We start from the raw sequence: 20,633 nt of genomic DNA, 5'->3' as shown, positions 1-20,633 counted from the left end.
CTGACGGTTAGCTACTGACGTCTAGCTGCTGATTACCCGTTGAGGCGCAGCGCCAGGTTGGTGAATGAGCGGTCGAGCACCTGGTAGGCGTTCTGCCGCTCGGGGTATGGCTCGACCACAGCCGCGCGGCGAGCTTCCACCGACCATTTCAGTGCCCGGTCACGCAATTGCAGTGCCGTTGATGATGGCGGCATCGCGAGTTTTTCGGCATCGTTGCGCCCGGCGAGCTGGCGGTCGAGCATCCCAACCAGCGGGTGGTCAGGTTCGACCGCAGCCAGTCGTTCCAGCGCATCCAATTCATTGAGCGGATGCAATTCGGGACGCAGCCGGGCCTCGGCCACCAGGTTGCGCAGCGGCGGCGGAGCCCCGTTCGACCAGGCCAGCCGTTCGAGTTGTTCGAGTGCGCGACGGGTTTTTACATACGAGTAGCGCCCCACATAGCGCACCGCGAGCGCCCGGCGCAGCTGCTCAATTCCCGAGGCCTGCACGAGCCAATCGCTCAGTGCGCGCGCCCCCTGCTGGGCCGGGGCGCGTCCGTGGCGCAGCCCGTATTCGCCGATCAATTCGACCAGGCGCTGCACTTCGCGGTTATAAATGCCCGGGGCGATGGCCGCATCCGGTTCGCCTCCGCGCAATTCGAGGTCGAGGTCATCCGCAGCGGCCAGCTGCGCCAGCGAGGTGGCGTCGTCTTCGCGTACCAGCCCGGTGCGTGCCGCCTGCGCCATATTGCCGGCAATCGCCACCACCGTGCCGAGGTTGGCGCCGTGCTGCGAGGCAAATGTTTCGGCGCGTTGACGCGCCAGCTCGATGGGGTCGGCGCTCCCCCAGGGGGTGCCGCCGAAGGTGTCGGCGTGGCTGAGCACACCGATGGCGCGCGCGGCGTCCTCACCTGCCGTGTTGGTGATGCTCCCCCACTCGCGGAGAAATTCGAGATCGTCGCGCAGCGGCATATCCCGAAACACGTAGACCAGCGCGTCGGCGGCCTGAGCACCCTCATGGCCGAGGATTTCGCGGCGGGTGGCTTCGGCGTGTTCGGTGGTGGTTGTGGCAAGCCCCGGGGTGTCGATGAGCGTCATATCGCGCAGCACTTCCGACTGCAAATAGACGATGGCGTGGGCAATATGTTCGATGGGTGCCGGCAGCGTGTCAGGCAGGCAGCCGTTTATGAGGTCAAAAGGTAGCCGCTGACCGTTGCGCAGCACGACCTCGCCGCGTTCGGGACCACCAAAGGTGTAGTGGGTGGTTACTTTGGTGCATTCCACGGCGCTGGTCGGTGCCACAACCCGACCGACGAGCGCATTTACCAGTGTCGATTTACCGGCTTTGACGCGGCCAACCACTGCCAGTCGAATGGTGTCGTTCAGCGAGCGCCGCACCGCGTCGGTGAGCTGCCCGGTGCCGGGGCGATCAACCCGATCAAATGCGTCGCACAGTTCATTAACTGCCCGACGCATCCCCTCACTGGCGCTGATGGCACTCATGCGCGATCCGCAACCGCCACCGCGGTTGAAACCTTCCGGTAGGTTTTGGGATCGAAGTGGCGCTTCAGGTCTTCGATTTTTCCGTGATTACCGGAGGAGTCGTTGTCGAAGCGCACAAAAATCCCGTAGGGCAGGTCTTGATACACGTAGTAGTACGAGTAGCCCCCACTGCCCTGATCGAAGTCGCCCTCCCAGGTGGTGCCGCTCGCTTTACCGTCGAGAGTCCATTCACTCCCCGAACCGCCGTAGCTGTTTTCGCCGTAGGCAATCGCGGTGTCGGCGCTGTCGAACTCGAGCAGGTGCATTGATGCGTACGGCTCGTCATACCAGGTGCACTCGAGCGCTGTTTTTGCCTCGAAGTTCGATGAACGGCATGACGCGTCGTCGACCGGCACGATCCATTTGAGGGCTGTTTCCCCGGTGAGGGCTGGACAGTTTTTACCGGCTTCAGCGGTGGAGTCGTCCCAGCAGGTGACTTTGCCGCTCGGGGCCGACCCGGCGCTCGGTTTTGAACCGCCGCCGAACAAGGCCACACCACCCCAGATCAGCCCGACGACTACCGCGAGCGCGAGAATCACGAGTCCGATTATGAGCGGCACATTACGTTTTTTGGTGGCAGGCTTTGCGGGCTGCGGTGCCGGTCGCCGATCGGCGGGGCGTGGCGCACCACCGCCAGGACGCGAAGCCGGGCGCGGCGCGTTTGGCCGCGGTGCGGGGCCGTTCGGACGCTGCCCGTTCGGTGAGCCGGGGTTCGGTCCAGGCTGTCGGGCTCCTGGAGCTAGCGTTGGCCGCTGGCCGGGCTGGCGCATCGGGCCGGTTTGTGCGGGAGCGCCGCCGCCTGCCGGGTTCGGTCGGGTGTGTGGCCCATTCGGTCGAGCGCCGCCGGAATGCTGCCGGGCTGGAGGCTGTCCACCGGGACGCTGCGCGCCAGGCCGTGGACCGTTCGGGCTCGGAGCACCCCGTCGCGGCTGTTGCCGGCCCGGAGCCTGCGGTGGTCGTCCGCGGCGGCCGGCGCCGGCCGCGTTCACGTAGAGCGCGCCCTCGGCAGTCACCAGTTTGGGGTCGTCGAGCGTGGCGATCTGCAAATTCGTGCGCTCACGAATCATGCGGCTAATCGCCGGGGTGCGTGACGAGCCACCGGTGAGGTAGACGAGTGCCGGGCGTTCACCCGAGACGCGATCGAACACATCCTGAAGCAACTTTGCGGCACGTTCAATATCGCCGGCAATCAGCCGCTCATATTCGCCACGGGTGATCGTCACCACCGCATCCTCTTCACCCAGGCTCACCGAAATATCGGCGTCGGGACGGGTGGAGAGTTCGGTTTTTGCGGCGGTTACCGCGCTGCCGAGCGCTGATTGGGCGCGCAGCTCGGCCATAGTGCGCGGCTGGTGCAGGCGATCGGCGAGCTCCTGGTGCCCGCGCGAGCGCAGTGTGTCGAGTGTCCAGTCGAGCAGGCGAGCATCAAAGGTGCGGCCGCCGAGCACCGGGTCGCCACCATAGGCCAACACCCGGTAGCCGACCGGTGATTGTGGTGCGCGTTCGAGCACCGCGAGGTCGAGCGTGCCGCCACCGAAATCGAATACCGCCACCCGCGATCCCGGTGCCGCCTGCTGATTACGGGCGTAGTGGGCGGCCGCGGCGATCGGTTCAGAAACGGTGCGAATCGTGTCGGGCCTGAAACCGGCCGCGATGGCGCCCTTGCGCAGCGACTCGATCTGCGAGGGCGCCCAGGCGACCGGATGCGTCAGCCACACTTCCCGTGGCGGTTCATTGTTTTGTCGACGCAGCGCGGTTTCGCGCACGCTCGAATACACCTCGGTGATCAGATCTTCGGGGCTGACAATTTTGCCGCCGAGCACCACATCGCCACGACCAATCAGTGCTTTGGGAGTGCGCTCAAAGCCGTCGGGGTGTCGCAGCTGCGCGTTGAGCGCCTCGTCACCAACACGAAAACCCGAGGGCGTCAGCACTACGGCCGAGGGCATGGTGATGCCACCATCAGACAGGCTCACCGGCCGAACCACACCGTTCGCGTCAATAGCGGCGGCGGTGTTCGAAGTACCAAAGTCGATGGCGAGTCGCCAGGTCATCGGCCGACGCTCCTCTCGTCGTTGTTATGGAAGTGGTTGGGTCACGTTGAATGAGCATACGAGGTTTGGATTACGGTTCGGTCTTTGACTGCGTTAGTCGTTCGACTTCCGCAGCTGCCGTACGCATCGCATCCTGAATCTGTTCGATCTGCGGGTTGAGCCGGCCAAGCCGCTGTTTCCGTTCAGATTCACTCGCTCGCCGCGCCGATTCGATGCGGTCAAGCTCGGCTTTCGCGGCGTCGGCGGATGCTTTCAGGTCGCGATCAAAAATTTTTTTTGCATCCGTTTGCACCACCTGCAGCACCCCGCGCACCGCCCGATCGAGCACCTCACGCAACTCAACCGTGGCGTCGTTAACGGTCTGCAAAAACGACTGCCGTTTTGCCTGCCGCCGCGCCAATAACGCACCGAGGCTGCCCATAATCGACATGCCCACCAGCGCCGCCCCGACCGGTCCGAGTAGCGCGCCGAGCGTCAGCGATCCGATACCCGACCCCATCAGGGCACCCGAAAACAGTGTGCGCGGGTCAAGGGATGCGGCATTGTGCTCAATCGGGGCACGGGGCTGATCACCCACCTCGGTGATGCGGCGATTGAGCTCACCGAAAAGCGCACGATGGGGGTCCATACCGGCATCGGCGTAGAGTTCAGCAAGCAGCGCACCGGCGCGCTGTGCAATACCGGCGAGGGCCCGACGGACGTTCACTTCGAGGTCGGCGGCGAGTTCGTTGCGCAGCACCAGGGCCTGCTGGTCGCTAATTCCCGAACCTTTCGACTGCACCCGCTCACGCCAGTGCGCGGCAAATTCACGGGTGAGTCGGGAATTTGCCGACGTGAGTTCAACCCGCACGCGGTCGACCTGCGCGCCCCAGTCGTAGCGCGCATCTTCAAATGTGCGCAGCAGGTTTTCGCGGTGCTCCTTAATGCGTACGGCATCCTCGGGCGCCTCGATCGCACCGCCCAGCGCCTCGCGTTCGGCCTGCAGCGCGACAAGTGGCTGTTCGAGCAGCGCCGCCCCCTGCCGCAGCGCGTTCAGTGTGGGGAGCTGGTTTGCGCGCATGAGCGGTGCCCGCAGTGCATCGGCGAGTTCGGGAACCCGGCTGGCCTCAAATAGGCGCCGGCGCCGTTCGGGGTCGGCTTCGGCAGCGGCGCGTTCACCCCACGCCCCCGACACTGCGACCATGGGGATATTCGCCAGGCGCGGTGACCGGGCCGCGAGAATCTGCCGGTTTTCTTCAAGAATCTGGGCCGAACTATTGCGATACAGGTCGAGTTTGGTGACCGCCACAACCACCGATTCGACATGCTCGGCACAGTTCATCAAAAAATCGAGTGCCGGCTCGGTGATGCGCCCGGCCGCATCGGTTACCAGCAGCAGCACGCTCGCGTCACGTGCGCGCGCCAGCGCGCGCAGTGCGTAGGCTTCGCTCAGGCCTCCCGAACCGGGGGTGTCGACGATCGTGCATCCCTGCAAAAAACCGGGGCGAATTGCCTGCGATGCCTGCAGTGGGGCCGGATCGGCGTTCATCAGCACCGGCGAATCAAGCCGGATCCACGCCGGTAGTTCGGCAGCGGGGATGCGTCGGCGGTTCGGCGGCTGCGGGAACTCGAGTTCGGCTTCTCCGAGCGGAAAATCATCGCTCGCCACCTCGTAGTTCACCGCCAGGGCGGTCACCGCGCTCGGCCCGGTGGGTGCCAGATTCGCCGTCGCCAGCAGCGAGTTCACCAGCGTTGATTTACCGCGGTTCACCTCGCCCACCACGACAATGCTCGGTGGCCGGCCGCGCGAGTCGCGGATCATTTGTACGATGCCCGCGAACTCATCCTGGAGCCCCTGCTGTTTGGCAGCCTCGCCAAGTTTCCGAAAGGCAACGGTGGCGGGGTTCGGTTTGCGCGCGGGTTGACCAGTGTGGTTTGCGGCCGACGAACCGGGTTTTGCAGCGTCGGCACTGGAATTCATATCGATCACGCTACTTGGTTTTCGGTTGCGGCCGCTACTGAACGGATGATGTAACCGCTATCGGCCGCAACGATGATTTTGCCGGGTCAGTTGTTTTGCGGGTCACCAATTAACAGCATCTGGTTGCCCCTTCGGCGGGGCTCGACACCTGCGCCACGCGGTGTCCGTCACCGCGTAATCGTTCGGCGATCGCGGCCGCGTCCTGGGCGTCGCGGGCGAGGAACGCCAGTGTCGGCCCAGACCCCGAAACAATCCCGGTTAGTGCTCCGGCACGCTCGCCGGCGGCCAGCGCTGCCACAAGCTCTGGTCGCATCCGCAGCGCCGGCGCCTGCAAATCATTGACCAGCTGCGGCGCCAGCGCACCCACATCGCCCGCGCGCAGCGCCTGCAGGAGGGCCGGATCGACTTCGGGGATCGGTGCTGGGCCGAGATGCTCGGCAAACTGGGCGCGATGCTCATCAAGCGCCCGATAGGCGGCCGGGGTTGAAATACCGCGGTCATTAAAGCGCAGCACCCAGTGCAATTCGCCACCAACCAGGGTGCGCGCGAGTTGTTCACCCCGGCCGGTGCCAATCGCGGCGCCGCCACTCACCGCGAAGGGCACGTCACTGCCCAGCTGTGCCGCGAGCGATTCGAGGTCGGTGCGGGTGAGGTTCGTCCCCCACAGCTCATTGCAGGCAACCAGGGTGGCCGCAGCATCCGCCGAGCCGCCGCCCATACCGCCGGCGATCGGAACATTTTTTTTGACGCGCAGCCGGGCGCCGGCCGTGCATCCGGTTGCTTCGGCGAGCAGCCTTGCGGCCCGGATCACCAGGTTCGAGTCGTCGGTTGCCAGATCGGCGACCGGGATCGCTGAGGCGGGATCAAATTCGAGCTGCAGGGTGTCTGCCGGTTCGGCGGCGACATACTCGTACAGCCCAACCGCCAAAAACACTGTCGCAAGCGGATGGTAGCCGTCGTCTGCGAGCGGGCCCACCGAGAGCGCAAGATTGATCTTCCCGGGGGCACGGACGATAACTGCACTCATATTTCCACCCTAGGTGGGCGGCGCTGAGTGAATGGTGCTGCCCTATTCAGACACCGGTTCGCTATCACCGGGCAGTGTATCGACATCAACACGCGCCAGCGCCACATAGTCGTCAATCGTGAGCGCTTCACCGCGAGCGGTCGGATCGATACCCGCGGCCACCAGCGCCTGGCTCGCGGCAGCGGCCGAGCCGAAGCTTTGTGCGAGTGCCTGCCGCAGCATCTTGCGCCGCTGCGCAAAAGCCGCATCGACCAGCTTGAAAGTGCGTTCGCGGAGCTGCTCGTCACCGCGCACATCCCCGGCCGCAAACGACACGAGCACCGAGCCGACGTTCGGCACCGGCCAGAACACCTTGCGGCCAACGAGCCCTCGCGTCTGCCAACTGCCAAACCAGGCGGCTTTTACGCTCGGCGCACCGTACACCCGCGATCCGGGGTCGGCGGCGATGCGCTCCCCCACTTCGCGCTGCACCATCACGACGCCCCGGCGCAGCGAGGGCAGCAGCGGCAGCAGGTGCAGCAGCACCGGCACCGAGACGTTATACGGCAGGTTTGCCACCAGCGCCACCGGGTCGCCCGCGACCTCGGTGACTTTGAGCGCATCCTGTTCCATGACGTGCAGCTTTGATGCGGCATTCGGTGCCATTACGGCGGCCGTTTCGGGCAGCCGCTGCGCCAGGCGCGGATCGATTTCGATCGCGGTGACTTCGGCGCCCGCAGCCAGTAGCGCCAGTGTCAGCGAACCGAGGCCGGGCCCGATTTCGAGCACGTGCTCGCCCTGCGCAATCTGCGCGAGGCCCACGATGCGGCGCACCGTGCCGTGGTCGTGCACAAAATTTTGGCCGAGTTTTTTGGTGGGATGCACGTCGAGCGCAGCTGCGAGCTCGCGCACTTCGGCGGGCCCCAGCAGTTGCACATCGTCAGCAAACTCGGTGCGGTCGTTCATCGGTTGCCTCGTGCGGATGCGGCCAGCCACTGTTTGCGAGCCTCGGGATCGAAGGGGCCATACAGATCGAGCGTGTTTTTTGCGACCTGAGCGGCCAGTTCATCGGCATCCATTCCCAGATGCGCAGCCATGAACCGCAGCGTGATGGGGATGAGATAGGGCGCGTTGGGGCGTCCACGGAACGGCATCGGGGTGAGAAATGGCGCATCGGTTTCAACCAGGATGCGTTCCAGCGGCGTCACCTCGAGGGCCTCGCGCAATTGCGGAGCATTTTTGAACGTCACCGTTCCGGCAAACGACAGATACCAGCCCTCATCGGCGGCAAGTTTTGCGAGCTCGGCATCGCCCGAAAAACAGTGAAACACGGTGCCAGCCGGCGCCCCCTCGGTTTTGAGGGTGGCGACCACCTCGTCGTGCGCGTCGCGATCGTGGATTTGCATCGGCAGGCGGTGCCGCTTGGCGAGCTCAATATGTGCCGCGAATGATTCGTACTGGGCGGCAATGCCATCGGCATCGGTGGTGCGAAAAAAATCCAGCCCGGTCTCCCCGATGGCAGCCACGCGCTCGTCGGCAGCGAGCGCATCGATCTGTGTGAGCGCCTCATCAAGGTTGTATCCGTCGGGCATGGTGCCGGCGGCATAGCCGGGTGCTTCATTGGGATGAATGGCTACCGCTGCCAGCAGCCGAGGCTCGGCTTGCGCGGCCGCCACCTGCCAGCGGCTGGATGGAACATCGCCAGCAACAGTGATCGCCCCGAGAATATTGGCTTCGGCAGCGAGATCCATATGCTCGGCGACGCTGAGGCCCACCTCGCCATCTTCAATTTGCAGGTGCGTGTGATTGTCATAGCAGGGTGTGCCGAGCGGCTCGGGCACCTCGGGATATTTGAGCTCGCGGTGGTGTCCGGTCTCTGCGATGCTGCTGCGACGAGTGGGCGTTGCCAAAACTAGGCGTCCTGTTCGACGCGGGGGAACAGTGCCGGCAGCTCACCAACGGTGCCGTCCGATTTCCAGTTGAGAGCATCGGCGACGCGCTGGTCGCTGAGGTTGCCTTCTGCATGCAGTGCCGTCCAGAGTTTTTCGGCGGCGACCGGGATCACCGGATGCAGCAGCACGGCCAGCACTCCGAGGCCCCACACAGCGGTGGCGAGCACCTGGGCGAGACGGTCGCGCTGGGCATCATCCTTGGCGAGGATCCACGGCTGCTGTTCGGTGATGTAACCGTTGAGCGCATCCACGAGCTGCCACACCTCGGCGATGGCCTGGTCGACCGCGAACCGGTCGATTGCGGCTTCGGCCTCGCGGATGCTGCGCTCGGCGAGCTGCTGAATTTCAGGGTCGGCTGCGATACCGGTTGGCAGGGTGCCGGCAAAGTATTTGCGCACCATGGCGAGCACTCGCGAGGCGAGGTTACCGAAACCATTGGCGAGTTCGGCGTGGTAGCGAGCGTTGAGGTCTTCCCACGAGAACGAACCGTCCTGCCCGAGGTGGATGGCGCGCATGAAGTAGTAGCGGAACGCATCCGAACCAAACACATCGGTGATTTCGCTGGGTGCGATACCGGTGAGCTTCGACTTCGACATTTTTTCACCGCCGACCAGCAGCCAACCGGTTGCGAACACCCGCTGCGGCGGCTCGATTCCGGCGGCCATCAGCATCGCCGGCCAGATCACCGCGTGGAAGCGGAGGATGTCTTTACCGACAACGTGGTTGGCGGGCCAGTAGCGGTCGAATTTGGTTTCGCCCTCGTCGCCGTAGTTGAGTGCCGAAACATAGTTGAGCAGCGCGTCAACCCACACGTAGACGACGTGTGATTCGTCCCACGGCACTTTGATGCCCCAGTCGAAGCTGGTGCGCGAGATCGACAGGTCGTGCAATCCCGAGCGCACAAAACTGATGACCTCGTTGCGGGCGGCCTGGGGCTGGATGAAGTCGGGGTTTGCCTCGTAGTAGTCGAGCAGCTGCTGCTGGAAATTTGCGAGCCGGAAAAAGTAGTTGCGTTCACTCAACAACTCGAGCGGCTTCGAGTGGATGGCACAAACTTTTTGCCCCTCGTAGGCGTCGGTGCCGTCGATGATTTCGGCTTCGGGTTTGAATTCTTCACAGCCCACGCAGTACAGCGCCTCGAACTCGTCTTCGTAGATGTGTCCGGCGTCGTAGAGGTCTTGTAGAAATCGGCGCACGCGAACTTCGTGACGTTCTTCGGTGGTGCGGATGAAGTCGTCATTCGACAGGTTGAGTGTCTGTAGCAGCGGCTTCCAGGCATCTTCGACGAGCTTATCGGTCCACTCCTTCGGTGAAACTCCGTTGGCGGCCGCCGACCGCAAAATCTTCTGCCCGTGTTCGTCGGTGCCAGTGAGGAAGAACGTGTCATCACCGCGCTGCCGGTGCCAGCGAGCCAACACGTCCGCCGCCACTTCGGCATAGGCGTGACCAATGTGGGGAACGTCGTTGACGTAGAAGATCGGGGTGGTGACGTAGAAAGATGCGCCAGAAGACATGCTGGCTAGTCTACTGGGTTGCCCGCGGTTCGCCGACAAGTATGACGCCGTACTGCGCCGCGCGCCGGGCGCGTACCGGCACTGTGGCTACTCGTCTCGCTGCGCCAGCGCCGCCTGGTAGAGCTCGCGTTTGCTAAGCCCGGTAGCCGCCGCAACCTCGGCCGCCGCATCCTTCAACCGCATCCCCGATGCCGCAAGCTCGAGGGTGCGTGTCGCACCGGTATCCAGGCTCACAACCTCAGCCTCGGCGCCGGCGAGCACAATTACGATCTCGCCGCGTACGCCCGCAGCGGCCCAATCAGCAAGCTCGCGCAGCGTACCGCGGCGAACCTCCTCATGCAGTTTCGTGAGTTCACGGCACACGGCAGCGCGCCGATGGGGCCAGGATGCGGCAAACTCAGACAGAGTTGTGGCCAGCCGGTGCGGCGATTCGTAGAGCACGATCGTGCGTTGCTCGCGATCGAGTTCGGCAATCAGTCGGGCGCGCTCCCCCGCCTTGCGCGGCACAAAGCCGTCAAAACAAAACCGGTCGGTGGGAAGGCCCGAAATCGCCAGCGCGGTCGCAACCGCGGTGGGGCCGGGCACGCTCGTCACCGTGGCACCGACCTCGGCGCAGGCCACCACCACCGGATAGCCGGGGTCGCTGATGCCGGGCATCCCCGCATCCGAGACCAGTGCCACATCCTGTTCGAGCGCGAGCTGCGCGATTTCGGCGGCGAGTTCGGTCTCGTTGTGGTCGTGCAGGGCAATCAGGCGCGGCCGTTTTTCGGCCTCGCGCAGCGAATGCACCTCGAGTAGCTGCAGTAGTTTGGCGGTGGTGCGAGTGTCTTCGCAGGCAATCACGTCCACGCGCGCGAGCGTTTCGCGCATCCGCTGCGAAGCATCGGCGAGATTACCGAGCGGTGTACCTACCAGGATGAGCATCCGCTATCGCCACCCCGGCAGCCACATGGTCGTGTACCAGTACCACTTGGGAATCATGGCGCCGGTCCAGATCGGCATGAACCAGATCGACACCACGACCGCCGCGATCAAAAACGCCAGCACGCAGTTGACCGCGATCGTGCGACCGCGTCTGCGATCGGTTGGTGACCCGGCGAGCGTTTGCAGCGCAACCGGCGCGGCCAGGTACATAAACGGCAGCCAGGCGATCACATAAAAGTGGTAGATCGAGGTGCGACCGGTGAGCAGCCACGGCAGGTACCCGGCGGCAACACCCACGAGGATGAGCACATAGCGCCAGTTCGGTCGCACAAAAAGGTAGAGCAGCAAAAACACCACCGCGACCGTTCCCAGCCAGTACATCAGCGGATTCGAGAGCGAATTGATCGCCACCACGCATTCGTTGGCGCTGCATCCGGACTGGCCCTGACTGTAATAGTCGTAAGCAAAAGCGGTGGGGCGGAGCATGAACGGCCACTCATAGGCGGGCGAAATATACGGGTGATCGCCCTGCAGCCCCTCGTGAAATTTCAGGGCCTCGGAGTGGTAGTGCCACAGGCTCTGCAGCGGCAGCGGCACCCAGCCGAATGCACCGGTCCAGGCCCGATCGGCGGCTTCGCTCGCCCACTGGCGGTAGTAGCCGCCCTCGGTGCTTAACCAGCCCCACCAGGTGCACAGGTAGGTTGCCAGCGCCAACGGAATCGTGAGCACGAAGGCGATCGGTGCCTGTTTGAGCACCGCGCCCGAAAGCCAGAAGGTGACGCCCTCGCGCTTGCGCACCGCCGCATCCAAACCAACGGCAGCGAGGCAGAATGCCGCCAAAAACACCACGCCCGAGATTTTTACGGCGGTGGCGAGGGCGAGCGTTACCGCCATTGCTACGAGCCACGGCCGGTTCCAGACCACGGGGCCATAGTCGGGGCCGGTTGGTGGCTGCTGGCCTCGTTTGCCGACCGTCCAGCTCCATTTGCTGGGCACCGGCTCGAGCGGGATGCGGGGATCTTTGCGGTGCGCCTGCTTGCGCCACTGCGCCATCCGCGCCACCAGTTGCCGCTCGTGGTGCTCGCGGTCGAGCAGCAAAAAATAAAAACCGAGCAGCACAAAAAACATCAGCAACCCGTCGAGAATCGACACTCGGCTGGTGGTGATCGCGTGACCGTCAAGCGCGAGGAACCCAGCGCCGATTGCCGCGAGCCCGATCGACCCCAAAAGTTTCCGGCCCACCAGGTACATCAGCGGCACCGCGAGCGTGCCAAAAAACGCGACGGCAACGCGCCACGCCCAAATGTGCTCGGCACCAAAAATCTGCATGGCCCAGCCGATCAGCAACTTGCCGAACGGCGGATGCACCACATACGAGGGCGAATCAGGATCAAATCCGTTCACATTGCCGGATGCAAACTGATCGCGCGCATCATCGGCGGGATATTCCGACTCGTACCCCGCATTGACGAGCGACCAGCCGTCCATGACGTAGTACACCTCGTCGAACACGAGCCGCTGCGGTGTTCCGAGCCGAACGAATCGAATCAGCGCGGCAACCGCGGTGAGCACTCCGATAATCACCCACTCGGTGCGGCGAGCACGCACGGGATCGGCGGTGAGGCGAGTCCACAGATCGTCTACCCACGAGCCGGTGCGAGCAACCTGGGTCGAACCGGTGCGGTGGGAAGTGCGGGTGGAGCTGGCCAATGTCACCCGGCCATCGTAGGCAATGACGGTGAGTAGCGGGCACAAAATGGCGATATCGGGGCAGGATTCATTCTCGCAGGCGAGAGTTTCGGCACTCGCTGAGCCGCCATTCATCCGCAGCCGCGCACAATGGTGAACATGAACAGCATCCCCACGGTTTCGCTTCTTGACGGCAATTCAATCCCCCAGCTCGGCTACGGCGTGTTTCGTATCGATCCCGAAGACACCGAGCGCTGTGTGAGCGAAGCGCTCGAGGCCGGCTACCGCCACATTGACACCGCCCGCATCTACGGCAATGAAGAGGGTGTGGGTCGCGCAATCGCAGCCAGCGGCATCCCGCGCGATGAAATTTTTGTCACCACCAAACTTTGGACCGACGATCTCGGCGCCGGGAAGGCTGCCGCCGCGCTCGATGCCTCGCTTGAGCGACTGCAATTGGATGCGGTTGATCTGTACCTCATTCACTGGCCGGTGCCCGACACCGACGCCTATCTCGAGTCGTGGACCGAACTCATGCAGCTGCGTGATGCTGGCCGCACCCGCTCGATCGGGGTGTGCAATATGAACATCGAGCACCTTGAACGCCTGATTGATGCCGGCGAAACCCCGGTCGTGAACCAGGTGGAGCTGCATCCACTGATGTCACAGCCACAGCTGCGCCAGTTCTGCCGCGATAACGACATCGCAGTTGAAGCGTGGGGCCCGCTCGCGCAGGGACGCGCCGGACTGCTCGAAATGCCCACCGTCACCGACATTGCCCGCGCGCACGGTAAGACTCCCGCACAGGTGGTGCTGCGCTGGCATCTGCACCTGGGCAATATTGTGTTCCCCAAGACCACCAGCGCCGAGCGGATGCGCGAAAATCTCGATCTGTTCGATTTTGAACTGAACGTGGATGAAATGTCGGCGCTGGCCAATCTCGACCGTGGCGAGCGCGTTTCGGGTGCCGATCCCGAGACTTTTGGCATCAAGCAGTAGCTGCTGTCGCGGGTGTCAGCTGTGCCGCAAGCGGCGGCTGACCCCCGCATCCGGTGCTGAGCGCAAGCTACCGGCGCTGCGCGCATGCGCTCGATGCCGGCGCTGTGCTGGCCAACTAGAGCTGTACTGGCCAACTAGAGCCGTACTGGCCAACTAGACTTGAGTGGTTATGACCGCTGCGCCCATCCCCCACATCTCCTACCCCGATCTGCCGGTGAGCGCTCGCCGCGACGAGATCGCGGCGGCGATTCGCGATCACCAGGTCGTCATTGTCGCGGGCGAAACCGGTTCGGGGAAAACCACGCAGCTGCCAAAAATCTGTCTCGAGCTCGGCCGCACCTCCATTGCGCACACCCAGCCCCGCCGCATCGCCGCGCGCACTATCGCCGAGCGCATCGCCGAAGAACTCGATGTCGAACTCGGCACGCTCGTTGGCTACCAGGTGCGGTTTACCGACGAGTCGAGCGCGCAAACCCGCATCAAACTGATGACCGACGGCATCCTGCTCGCCCAGCTGAGCCACGACCGGATGCTTGAGCGCTACGACACGATCATCATCGATGAGGCGCACGAGCGCAGCCTCAATATTGATTTCATCCTCGGGTATCTCAAGCGGCTGCTGCCGAAACGTCCCGATCTGAAGGTGATTGTCACCTCGGCGACGATTGACCCCGAGTCGTTTGCGAACCATTTTGCGGATGCGGCCGGAGAGCCGGCCCCGATCATTGAGGTTTCGGGCCGCACCTATCCGGTGGAAATTCGCTATCGGCCGCTGCGGGCCGATGAGCTTGCAGCCGAGCTCGAGGATGCGGCCGAGACTGATCTCGACGACGAATACGATCTGGCCGAGCTGGAAGCGCTCACCGCGCCCGATCCTGCGCCCGCTCCTGAACCCGATCCTGCGCCCGCTGCTGATCCCGAGCCGGCCGCCGCTGCGGCGGTGCAGCTGCCGGCACCACCCAATACCGAGGGCATGACGCTTTCGGAGCGGGCGCGGGCGATGGCGAAATACCGCCGCGAGCGCACCGAAGCCGAAAAGGCGATGTTTGCGGCCGAGCGAGCGGCGCATCTTGCCGAACTGCGGGGCGAGAAGCCGCCGGCATCGTCAGCGGGATCTGCGGCGGCCCCTTCCGCTGCGCCGTCGGCCGCGGCGCCTGCTGCTGCAGCTGCCTCGGAGCCGGCTGCTGCGAAACAGCCGACCGCCACCAAACGGTCGTCAAAACCCCTGCCCGCCGAAGCGCCGCGCGAAGACCGCGATGTCAACGAGGCGATCATCGCGGCGCTGCGTGAACTTGAGGCAGAGTCACCCGGCGATGTGCTGGTGTTTTTGCCCGGTGAGCGCGAGATTCGCGACGCCGAAGAAGCCATCCAGGGTGCCTATAGCAGCGGCCGAAACGACACCGAGGTGTTACCGCTTTACGGCCGGCTCAGCGCGCGCGACCAGCACCGGGTGTTTGAAACCAAACGCGCCCCCGGCATCCGCCGCCGCGTGGTGCTCGCCACCAACGTGGCTGAAACCTCACTGACTGTGCCCGGTATCGCCTATGTGATCGACACCGGCACGGCACGCATCTCGCGCTATTCAACCCGCGCGAAGGTGCAGCGGCTGCCAACCGAGCCCGTCAGCCAAGCATCCGCCAATCAGCGCTCGGGCCGCAGTGGCCGTACCCGGCCGGGTGTGTGCATCCGCCTGTATTCGCGCGAAGATTTTCAATCGCGACCCGAATACACCGATCCCGAAATTCTGCGCACCAATCTCGCGAGCGTGCTGCTACAGATGCTCGGGCTGCGGCTCGGCGCGATCGAGGACTTTCCTTTTCTCACCCCGCCCGATCCGCGAGCCGTGCGCGACGGCACCGAGCTGCTGCGCGAACTCGGGGCACTTCGCGCCCGACCCGACCGGCGCGGACTGCCGCAGCTGACCAAAGTGGGCCGCGAGCTTGCTCGACTGCCGATTGAGCCGCGCTATGCCCGCATGGTGCTCGCCGCCCGCGACGCCGGTGTTGCCCGCGAGGTGATGATTATTGTCGCCGGGCTCACGGTGCAGGATCTGCGCGAGCGTCCCCTTGAACAGCGCCAGCGCGCGGATGAACTGCACTCGCGGTTCCGCGATCCGTCGAGCGATTTTCTCAGCCTGCTGAAGCTGTGGGACTACCTGTTCGAGCTGCGCGACGAGCTCTCGTCAAGCGCGCTGAAACGCCGCATGAAAGACGAATTTCTCAACTTCGTGCGGTGGCGCGAGTGGCAAGACCTGGTGCGGCAGCTGCGCGAAATTGCGCGGCCGCTGGGCATCGAGGTGCAATTGCGCCGCGAGGGCAATGCCGCCGACCCCGACCGCGTACACCAGGCACTATTGGCGGGGCTGCTCAGCCATATCGGGGTGCGGGATGAACTCAAACGCGACTACCGCGGTGCCCGGTCGACGCGATTCCGCATTTTCCCGGGTTCGGGGCTCGCAAAATCGCAACCGGATGCGGTGATGGCCGCCGAGCTTGTCGAAACCTCGCAGCTTTTTGCCCGCACGGTCGCCAAAATCGATCCGGCCTGGGCCGAAGAGCTCGGCGGGCCGCTCGTAAAAAAGCAGCTCGCCGACCCGCACTGGGAACGGAAGCAGGGCCAGGCGGTGGCGCTCGAATCGGTGACGCTCTACGGGGTGCCGCTCGTGCGCGGCCGCCGCGTATCGCTCGCGACAAGCGACCCCGTACACGCCCACGAACTATTTATTGAACACGCGCTGGTGCGGGGCGATTGGACCGGCCGCTACCCCTTCGAGCGGCGCAATAAGCAGCTGCTTGCCGAACTCGAACAGCTCGAACACCGCACCCGCCAGTATGGGCTTGTCAGTGAGCAGCAGCTGATTGATTTTTTTGCCGAACGTGTGCCCGAACGGGTGGTGTCGCAGGCGAGTTTTGACCGCTGGTGGCGCCAGGTGCGGCAGGAGCATCCAAACCTGCTCACGCTGCGCAAAAACGACCTGATTGATGCCGAAGTCGAAACCGATAGGGAAGATGATTTTCCGCGCGAGTGGAAGCAGGGCGACCAGCGGCTGAAACTCGGGTATCGATTTGATCCGGCATCGGGCGATGACGGTGTCACCGCCACCGTGCCGCTGGCGCTACTGGCCCGGTTGCGAGATGAGGGTTTTGATTGGGGCGTGCCGGGGATGCGTGCCGAACTCATCACCGCGCTATTGCGTTCGCTACCCAAGGCCACCCGCCGCAACTTTGTGCCCGCAAACGATTGGGCGCAGCGGATGCTCGCCACAATTGGCGAGGTGCGTCCCGACCGTGACGAACCGGTTCCGGGAACGCTAGTTGAGGTGCTGCACGAGCACCTGCAGCGCGCCGGCGGCATCCGGTTTTCGGTGTCAGAGTTTGACCTCGACCGGGTGCCCGAACACCTCCAGTTGCGATTCCGGGTGCTGAACGAGCACGGCCGCGAACTCGCCACCGGGCACGACCTCACCGCGCTCCAGCAGCGCCTCAAACGCGAGAGCGAAAAGGCGCTGGCAAGTATCACCGCCACCGCTGCCGCGATGCACGACGCCAAACGCGCCACCGAGCCGGTAACGCCAGCAGCCATCGGTAACACCGCGCCGGTAACCGAGCAGCAGGGGCTCACCGAATGGCCAGCCACGCCCATCCCCGAACATTTTGATCTCGGCCGTAAACACGGCGTGGTGCGCGCCTACCCGACCCTGCGGCTCGCCGACCCCGAGCATCCCGCTGCCTCACGGATCGATCTGGCGCTAGCGACCACCCCGCAAGATCAAGCCCGCGAGCATCCGCTGGCGGTGGCGGCGCTGCTGGCGCGCAGCGTGCCGTCGCCCGCGAGCTATGTGCAGGCGCATCTCACCTCGGCCGAAAAACTCTCGTTGGCGGCGAGCCCGTACCGCAGTGTGGATGCGCTGCTGGATGACACGCTGTTTGCGCTCGCCTATGCGGCGCTGCCCGAATCTCCCGTGCGGTCTGTCGAGTCGTTTGCGAAGCTGCGCGAGACGTTCAATGCGGGACTCGTCGACAGCATGTTTGCCGCCGCGAAACTCGTGGCCGAAGTGCTGCAGGCCCACCGCGAAGCCACGCTGGCGGTAAAAAACACGAACGCGCTCGCCCATTTGGCGTCGCTGCAGGATGTTCGTGAGCAGCTGGCGGCGCTGGTATTCGACGGTTTTGTGTCACGCACCGGTATGCAGCAGCTACGCCATCTGCCGCGGTATTTGCGCGCCGCCACGCACCGCGTGGAGCGGCTTGGCACCAGCGCCGCTATCGAGCGGGTGGGCATGACCGAATATTTGCAGGCCGCCGAACTGTATCGCCAGGCCGGCGGTGCCCTACCGGCGCCGCTGACCGCATCCCCGGGGCTGCTGCGGGTGCGCTGGCTGCTCGAAGAGCTGCGGGTGAGCCTTTTTGCCCAGCAGCTCGGCACCGCCGAGACCGTGTCGCTCAAACGCATCCGCAAAGCTCTAGCCGAGGTAGAACAATGACCGAAATGCAGTGGTTTCGCCATGATGAGCGGGCGATGGCGTATTGGCGGATGGGTGAGCCCGCCGAGGTGACATTTGTGCTCGTGCACGGCATCGGCATGGGACACCTCGTGTTTGCCGAGACCGCCGAGTTTTTGGCTCGCCACGGCGAGGTGGTGATGGTTGACATGCCGGGATTTGGTGAGTCGCCAGAGCCGGAAAAAGCGACCTCGATCAGTGAAACCGGCGAGTTGTTGGCGGCGTTTCTGGCCGAGCTGCAGCTGCCGGGCGTGGTGTTGGTGGGGCATTCGATGGGCACCCAGGTGGTGGCTGAGACGATGCGGCGCCGGCCCGATCTTGTGGCTGCGGGGGTGTTGATCTCGCCGACCGTGAATCCGAAGCGGCGCAGTGCCTGGCAGCAGGCGGGGCTGCTAATGGTTGATCTCGCGGATGAGTCGCCGCGCGTGCTGTGGATGGGGCTGCGGTATTACCTGCAGGCGGGGCCGCGGTGGATGATTGGCAAAATGCGGATGATGCTGCAACACCGGATGGCGGGGCTGCTGCCGCATGTGCCGCAGCCGACGCTGGTGATTCGCGGGCGACGCGACCGCGTGTGCTCACAGCGCTGGTGCCGGCTCGTTGCAGACCTGCTGCCGCAGGGGCGGTTCAGCGAGGTGCACGGCTGCGGCCACGAGGCGATGCTGCGCCGCCCCGAGGCGATCGCGCGGCTCATCCTCGTGCACGCGGGGGCGAATGCCTGATCGCCGGGTGCGTGCTGCGCGGCCCTGCTGCCCTGCTGCCCTGCGCGCCGCTTGCCTGCCGCCGCTGCAGCGTGCTGATTTTTGTTTCCTGACTGCATCCCCCGTGCGGAAATTTGTTTCCTGACTGCATCCCCGTGCGGAAATTTGTTTCCTGAAATCAGAAATCTGTTTTTTGGCTGCAAAACAGGTCATATCGCCGCAAAACAGCCCGAATCCTCCGATTTTGCAGCCAAAATTCTGAAGCCAGGAAACAAAAATCTGAGACCAGGAAACAAAAATCTGCAGGGCTAGGGCTAGGGCAGCAGGGCTGGGGATGCAGGGCTACGGATGCGGGGATGCGGGGATGCGAGGATGCGAGGATGCAGCGGCGCGCCGGCGCGCATCCAGGCAGGTGGTAGGCCAGGCGCCGAGGCCACTCAGCGGGCCAGCGCAATCGGCCGATAGACTGGTCTAACCGCAGCAAGTGCCCTCGGGGGTGACGCTCCGAGGCGTAAGCAAGAAGGAGTCCCCCTCATGAAAGCTTGGCACTTCCACGGCACCGGTAAACCGTTCGAACGCGTCGACATTGAAGAGCCCACCGCCGGACCCGGCGAAGTCGTTATCGATGTGAAGGCCGCTGGCCTGTGCCACTCGGATGTCGGCATCCTCGAAGACGAGGGCTGGATGGGCCTGTTCCCCAGCCTGCCGGTTGTGCCGGGCCACGAAACCGCCGGTGTGATCACCGAGATTGGCGAAGGCGTGACCGAGTGGAAGGTCGGCGACGCAGTTGCCGTCTACCCCATGGTTGGCCCGTTCGGCTACGGCAAAAACGGTGGCTGGGAAGAGCGCGTGGCAGCCTCGGCTGAGCAGCTCATCCGCATGCCCGAGGGCCTCGACTTCACCCTCGCCGCTGCCGCCACCGACGCCGGAATGACCTCCGCTGGCGCCGTGCTCGGCAAGGGTCAGGTGAAAGCCGGCATGAAGGTCGGCATCATCGGTTACGGTGGCCTCGGCCAGATCGGTGCCCGCCTCGCCCATCTCGAAGGCGCCGAGGTGTACGTCGCCGAGATCAAGGAAGATATCTGGGAGCACGCCAAGGCCGCTGGTGCAGTCAAGGTCGCCAAGGACATCAGCGAGTTCAAGGATGACCAGCTCGACGTCATCGTCGATTTCGCCGGTTTCGGCACCACCACCGCCGCCGCGGTCGAGACCGTGAAATTCCAGGGCCGCGTGGTGATCGTCGGTATGGGTCGACTTGAGGCCACCCTGAACACCAACACCATGATCCTCAACCAAGTTGAGGTTGTGGGATCGAACGGTGGTTCGATGGACGACATCGCTTCGGTTATGAAGTGGATGGCCTCGGGCGACCTCGCCCCCACTATCGAAACCATCGACTTCGAGCAGATCGCCGAGGGCATCGAGCGTCTCAAAGCACACCAGGTGAACGGGCGCCTGGTCGCCAAAATCGGCGAATAATTCGCAGGCGCGGGTTGAGCGCGGCTGCTGATTGCTGCGCGTCCCACACGGGCCGGTTGCGCTGCATCCATTCGGATGCGTGCAGCCGGCCCGCCGTCATTTCAGTCCAGTTTCCCTCGCGCATCCCTGTTGGTGTGCCGCATCCCGGTGCTGCGGTGCATCCGGTAGTGGTGCTGTTCTCCCGGGACACGGCATCCTCCTGTGCTGCTCCCCCCGGCGCTAGTTTTTGTTTCCTGACTGCATCCCCCGTGCGGAAATTTGTTTCCTGACTGCATCCCAGTGCGAAATTTTGTTTCCTGAAATCAGAAATCTGTTTTTTGACTGCAAAACAGGT

13 protein-coding genes are annotated in these 20,633 nt (G+C 64.2%); 4 read left to right on the top strand and 9 right to left on the bottom strand.

Going from position 1 to position 20,633, the window contains the following annotated elements; all coding sequences use genetic code 11:
* Nucleotides 1–32: 32 nt before the first annotated feature.
* The 9 genes from JMV54_RS05885 to JMV54_RS05845 form a co-directional block, all read right to left on the bottom strand.
* Nucleotides 33–1,481, bottom strand: coding sequence for a dynamin family protein (locus JMV54_RS05885; protein WP_201517993.1), 1,449 nt, complete (start codon nt 1,479–1,481; stop codon nt 33–35).
* On the bottom strand, nt 1,478–3,574 hold the full coding sequence (locus tag JMV54_RS05880; protein WP_201517992.1) for an Hsp70 family protein: 2,097 nt from the start codon (nt 3,572–3,574) through the stop codon (nt 1,478–1,480). The genes JMV54_RS05885 and JMV54_RS05880 overlap by 4 nt, the downstream gene beginning before the upstream one ends.
* Nucleotides 3,575–3,644: 70 nt before the next feature.
* Nucleotides 3,645–5,534 carry a GTPase gene (locus JMV54_RS05875; protein ID WP_201517991.1) on the bottom strand — a complete coding sequence of 630 codons (1,890 nt, stop codon included), beginning with the start codon at nt 5,532–5,534 and terminating at the stop codon, nt 3,645–3,647.
* Nucleotides 5,535–5,643: 109 nt separating this feature from the next.
* On the bottom strand, nt 5,644–6,561 hold the full coding sequence (locus JMV54_RS05870) for a 4-(cytidine 5'-diphospho)-2-C-methyl-D-erythritol kinase (RefSeq protein ID WP_201517990.1): 918 nt from the start codon (nt 6,559–6,561) through the stop codon (nt 5,644–5,646).
* 42 nt (nt 6,562–6,603) lie between these two features.
* Nucleotides 6,604–7,506, bottom strand: coding sequence for a 16S rRNA (adenine(1518)-N(6)/adenine(1519)-N(6))-dimethyltransferase RsmA (gene rsmA, locus JMV54_RS05865; RefSeq protein ID WP_201517989.1), 903 nt, complete (start codon nt 7,504–7,506; stop codon nt 6,604–6,606).
* The gene (locus JMV54_RS05860) at nt 7,503–8,450 is read right to left on the bottom strand and encodes a TatD family hydrolase (RefSeq protein ID WP_201517988.1); all 948 of its coding nucleotides are present in this window, start codon (nt 8,448–8,450) and stop codon (nt 7,503–7,505) included. The genes rsmA and JMV54_RS05860 overlap by 4 nt, the downstream gene beginning before the upstream one ends.
* 2 nt (nt 8,451–8,452) lie before the next feature.
* On the bottom strand, nt 8,453–10,006 hold the full coding sequence (metG, locus tag JMV54_RS05855; RefSeq protein WP_201517987.1) for a methionine--tRNA ligase: 1,554 nt from the start codon (nt 10,004–10,006) through the stop codon (nt 8,453–8,455).
* An 87-nt stretch (nt 10,007–10,093) separates the two neighbouring features.
* Nucleotides 10,094–10,930: a 16S rRNA (cytidine(1402)-2'-O)-methyltransferase gene (gene rsmI, locus JMV54_RS05850; RefSeq protein WP_201517986.1), complete on the bottom strand. Its 837-nt coding sequence runs from the start codon at nt 10,928–10,930 to the stop codon at nt 10,094–10,096.
* Between the two features lie 3 nt (nt 10,931–10,933).
* On the bottom strand, nt 10,934–12,646 hold the full coding sequence (locus JMV54_RS05845; protein ID WP_201517985.1) for a dolichyl-phosphate-mannose--protein mannosyltransferase: 1,713 nt from the start codon (nt 12,644–12,646) through the stop codon (nt 10,934–10,936).
* A gap of 123 nt (nt 12,647–12,769) precedes the next feature.
* On the opposite strand from JMV54_RS05845, the gene JMV54_RS05840 reads away from it, so the two are divergent.
* The 4 genes from JMV54_RS05840 (at nt 12,770) to JMV54_RS05820 (ending at nt 20,299) form a co-directional block, all read left to right on the top strand.
* Nucleotides 12,770–13,618, top strand: a complete 849-nt coding sequence (locus tag JMV54_RS05840; RefSeq protein ID WP_201517984.1) for an aldo/keto reductase — start codon at nt 12,770–12,772, stop codon at nt 13,616–13,618.
* Between the two features lie 169 nt (nt 13,619–13,787).
* On the top strand, nt 13,788–18,101 hold the full coding sequence (gene hrpA, locus JMV54_RS05830) for an ATP-dependent RNA helicase HrpA (protein ID WP_230972835.1): 4,314 nt from the start codon (nt 13,788–13,790) through the stop codon (nt 18,099–18,101).
* Nucleotides 18,098–18,841, top strand: coding sequence for an alpha/beta fold hydrolase (locus JMV54_RS05825; protein WP_201517983.1), 744 nt, complete (start codon nt 18,098–18,100; stop codon nt 18,839–18,841). The genes hrpA and JMV54_RS05825 overlap by 4 nt, the downstream gene beginning before the upstream one ends.
* A 513-nt stretch (nt 18,842–19,354) precedes the next feature.
* Nucleotides 19,355–20,299, top strand: coding sequence for a zinc-binding dehydrogenase (locus tag JMV54_RS05820; RefSeq protein ID WP_201517982.1), 945 nt, complete (start codon nt 19,355–19,357; stop codon nt 20,297–20,299).
* Nucleotides 20,300–20,633: the final 334 nt, after the last annotated feature.

It is taken from the genome of Gulosibacter hominis, from assembly GCF_904842695.1.
Classification (GTDB): domain Bacteria; phylum Actinomycetota; class Actinomycetes; order Actinomycetales; family Microbacteriaceae; genus Gulosibacter; species Gulosibacter hominis.
Note: the sequence above shows the minus strand (reverse complement) of the source record. Positions and strands in the feature narration are given on the sequence as shown.

What these genes read in the sequence shown, in the direction of transcription:
- hrpA (WP_230972835.1), top strand. Translation starts at nt 13,788, where the DNA reads ATGACCGCTGCGCCCATCCCCCACATCTCCTACCCCGATCTGCCGGTG.
- JMV54_RS05885 (WP_201517993.1), bottom strand. Translation starts at nt 1,481, where the DNA reads ATGAGTGCCATCAGCGCCAGTGAGGGGATGCGTCGGGCAGTTAATGAA.
- JMV54_RS05840 (WP_201517984.1), top strand. Translation starts at nt 12,770, where the DNA reads ATGGTGAACATGAACAGCATCCCCACGGTTTCGCTTCTTGACGGCAAT.
- JMV54_RS05825 (WP_201517983.1), top strand. Translation starts at nt 18,098, where the DNA reads ATGACCGAAATGCAGTGGTTTCGCCATGATGAGCGGGCGATGGCGTAT.
- rsmA (WP_201517989.1), bottom strand. Translation starts at nt 7,506, where the DNA reads ATGAACGACCGCACCGAGTTTGCTGACGATGTGCAACTGCTGGGGCCC.
- rsmI (WP_201517986.1), bottom strand. Translation starts at nt 10,930, where the DNA reads ATGCTCATCCTGGTAGGTACACCGCTCGGTAATCTCGCCGATGCTTCG.
- metG (WP_201517987.1), bottom strand. Translation starts at nt 10,006, where the DNA reads ATGTCTTCTGGCGCATCTTTCTACGTCACCACCCCGATCTTCTACGTC.
- JMV54_RS05870 (WP_201517990.1), bottom strand. Translation starts at nt 6,561, where the DNA reads ATGAGTGCAGTTATCGTCCGTGCCCCCGGGAAGATCAATCTTGCGCTC.
- JMV54_RS05880 (WP_201517992.1), bottom strand. Translation starts at nt 3,574, where the DNA reads ATGACCTGGCGACTCGCCATCGACTTTGGTACTTCGAACACCGCCGCC.
- JMV54_RS05875 (WP_201517991.1), bottom strand. Translation starts at nt 5,534, where the DNA reads ATGAATTCCAGTGCCGACGCTGCAAAACCCGGTTCGTCGGCCGCAAAC.
- JMV54_RS05820 (WP_201517982.1), top strand. Translation starts at nt 19,355, where the DNA reads ATGAAAGCTTGGCACTTCCACGGCACCGGTAAACCGTTCGAACGCGTC.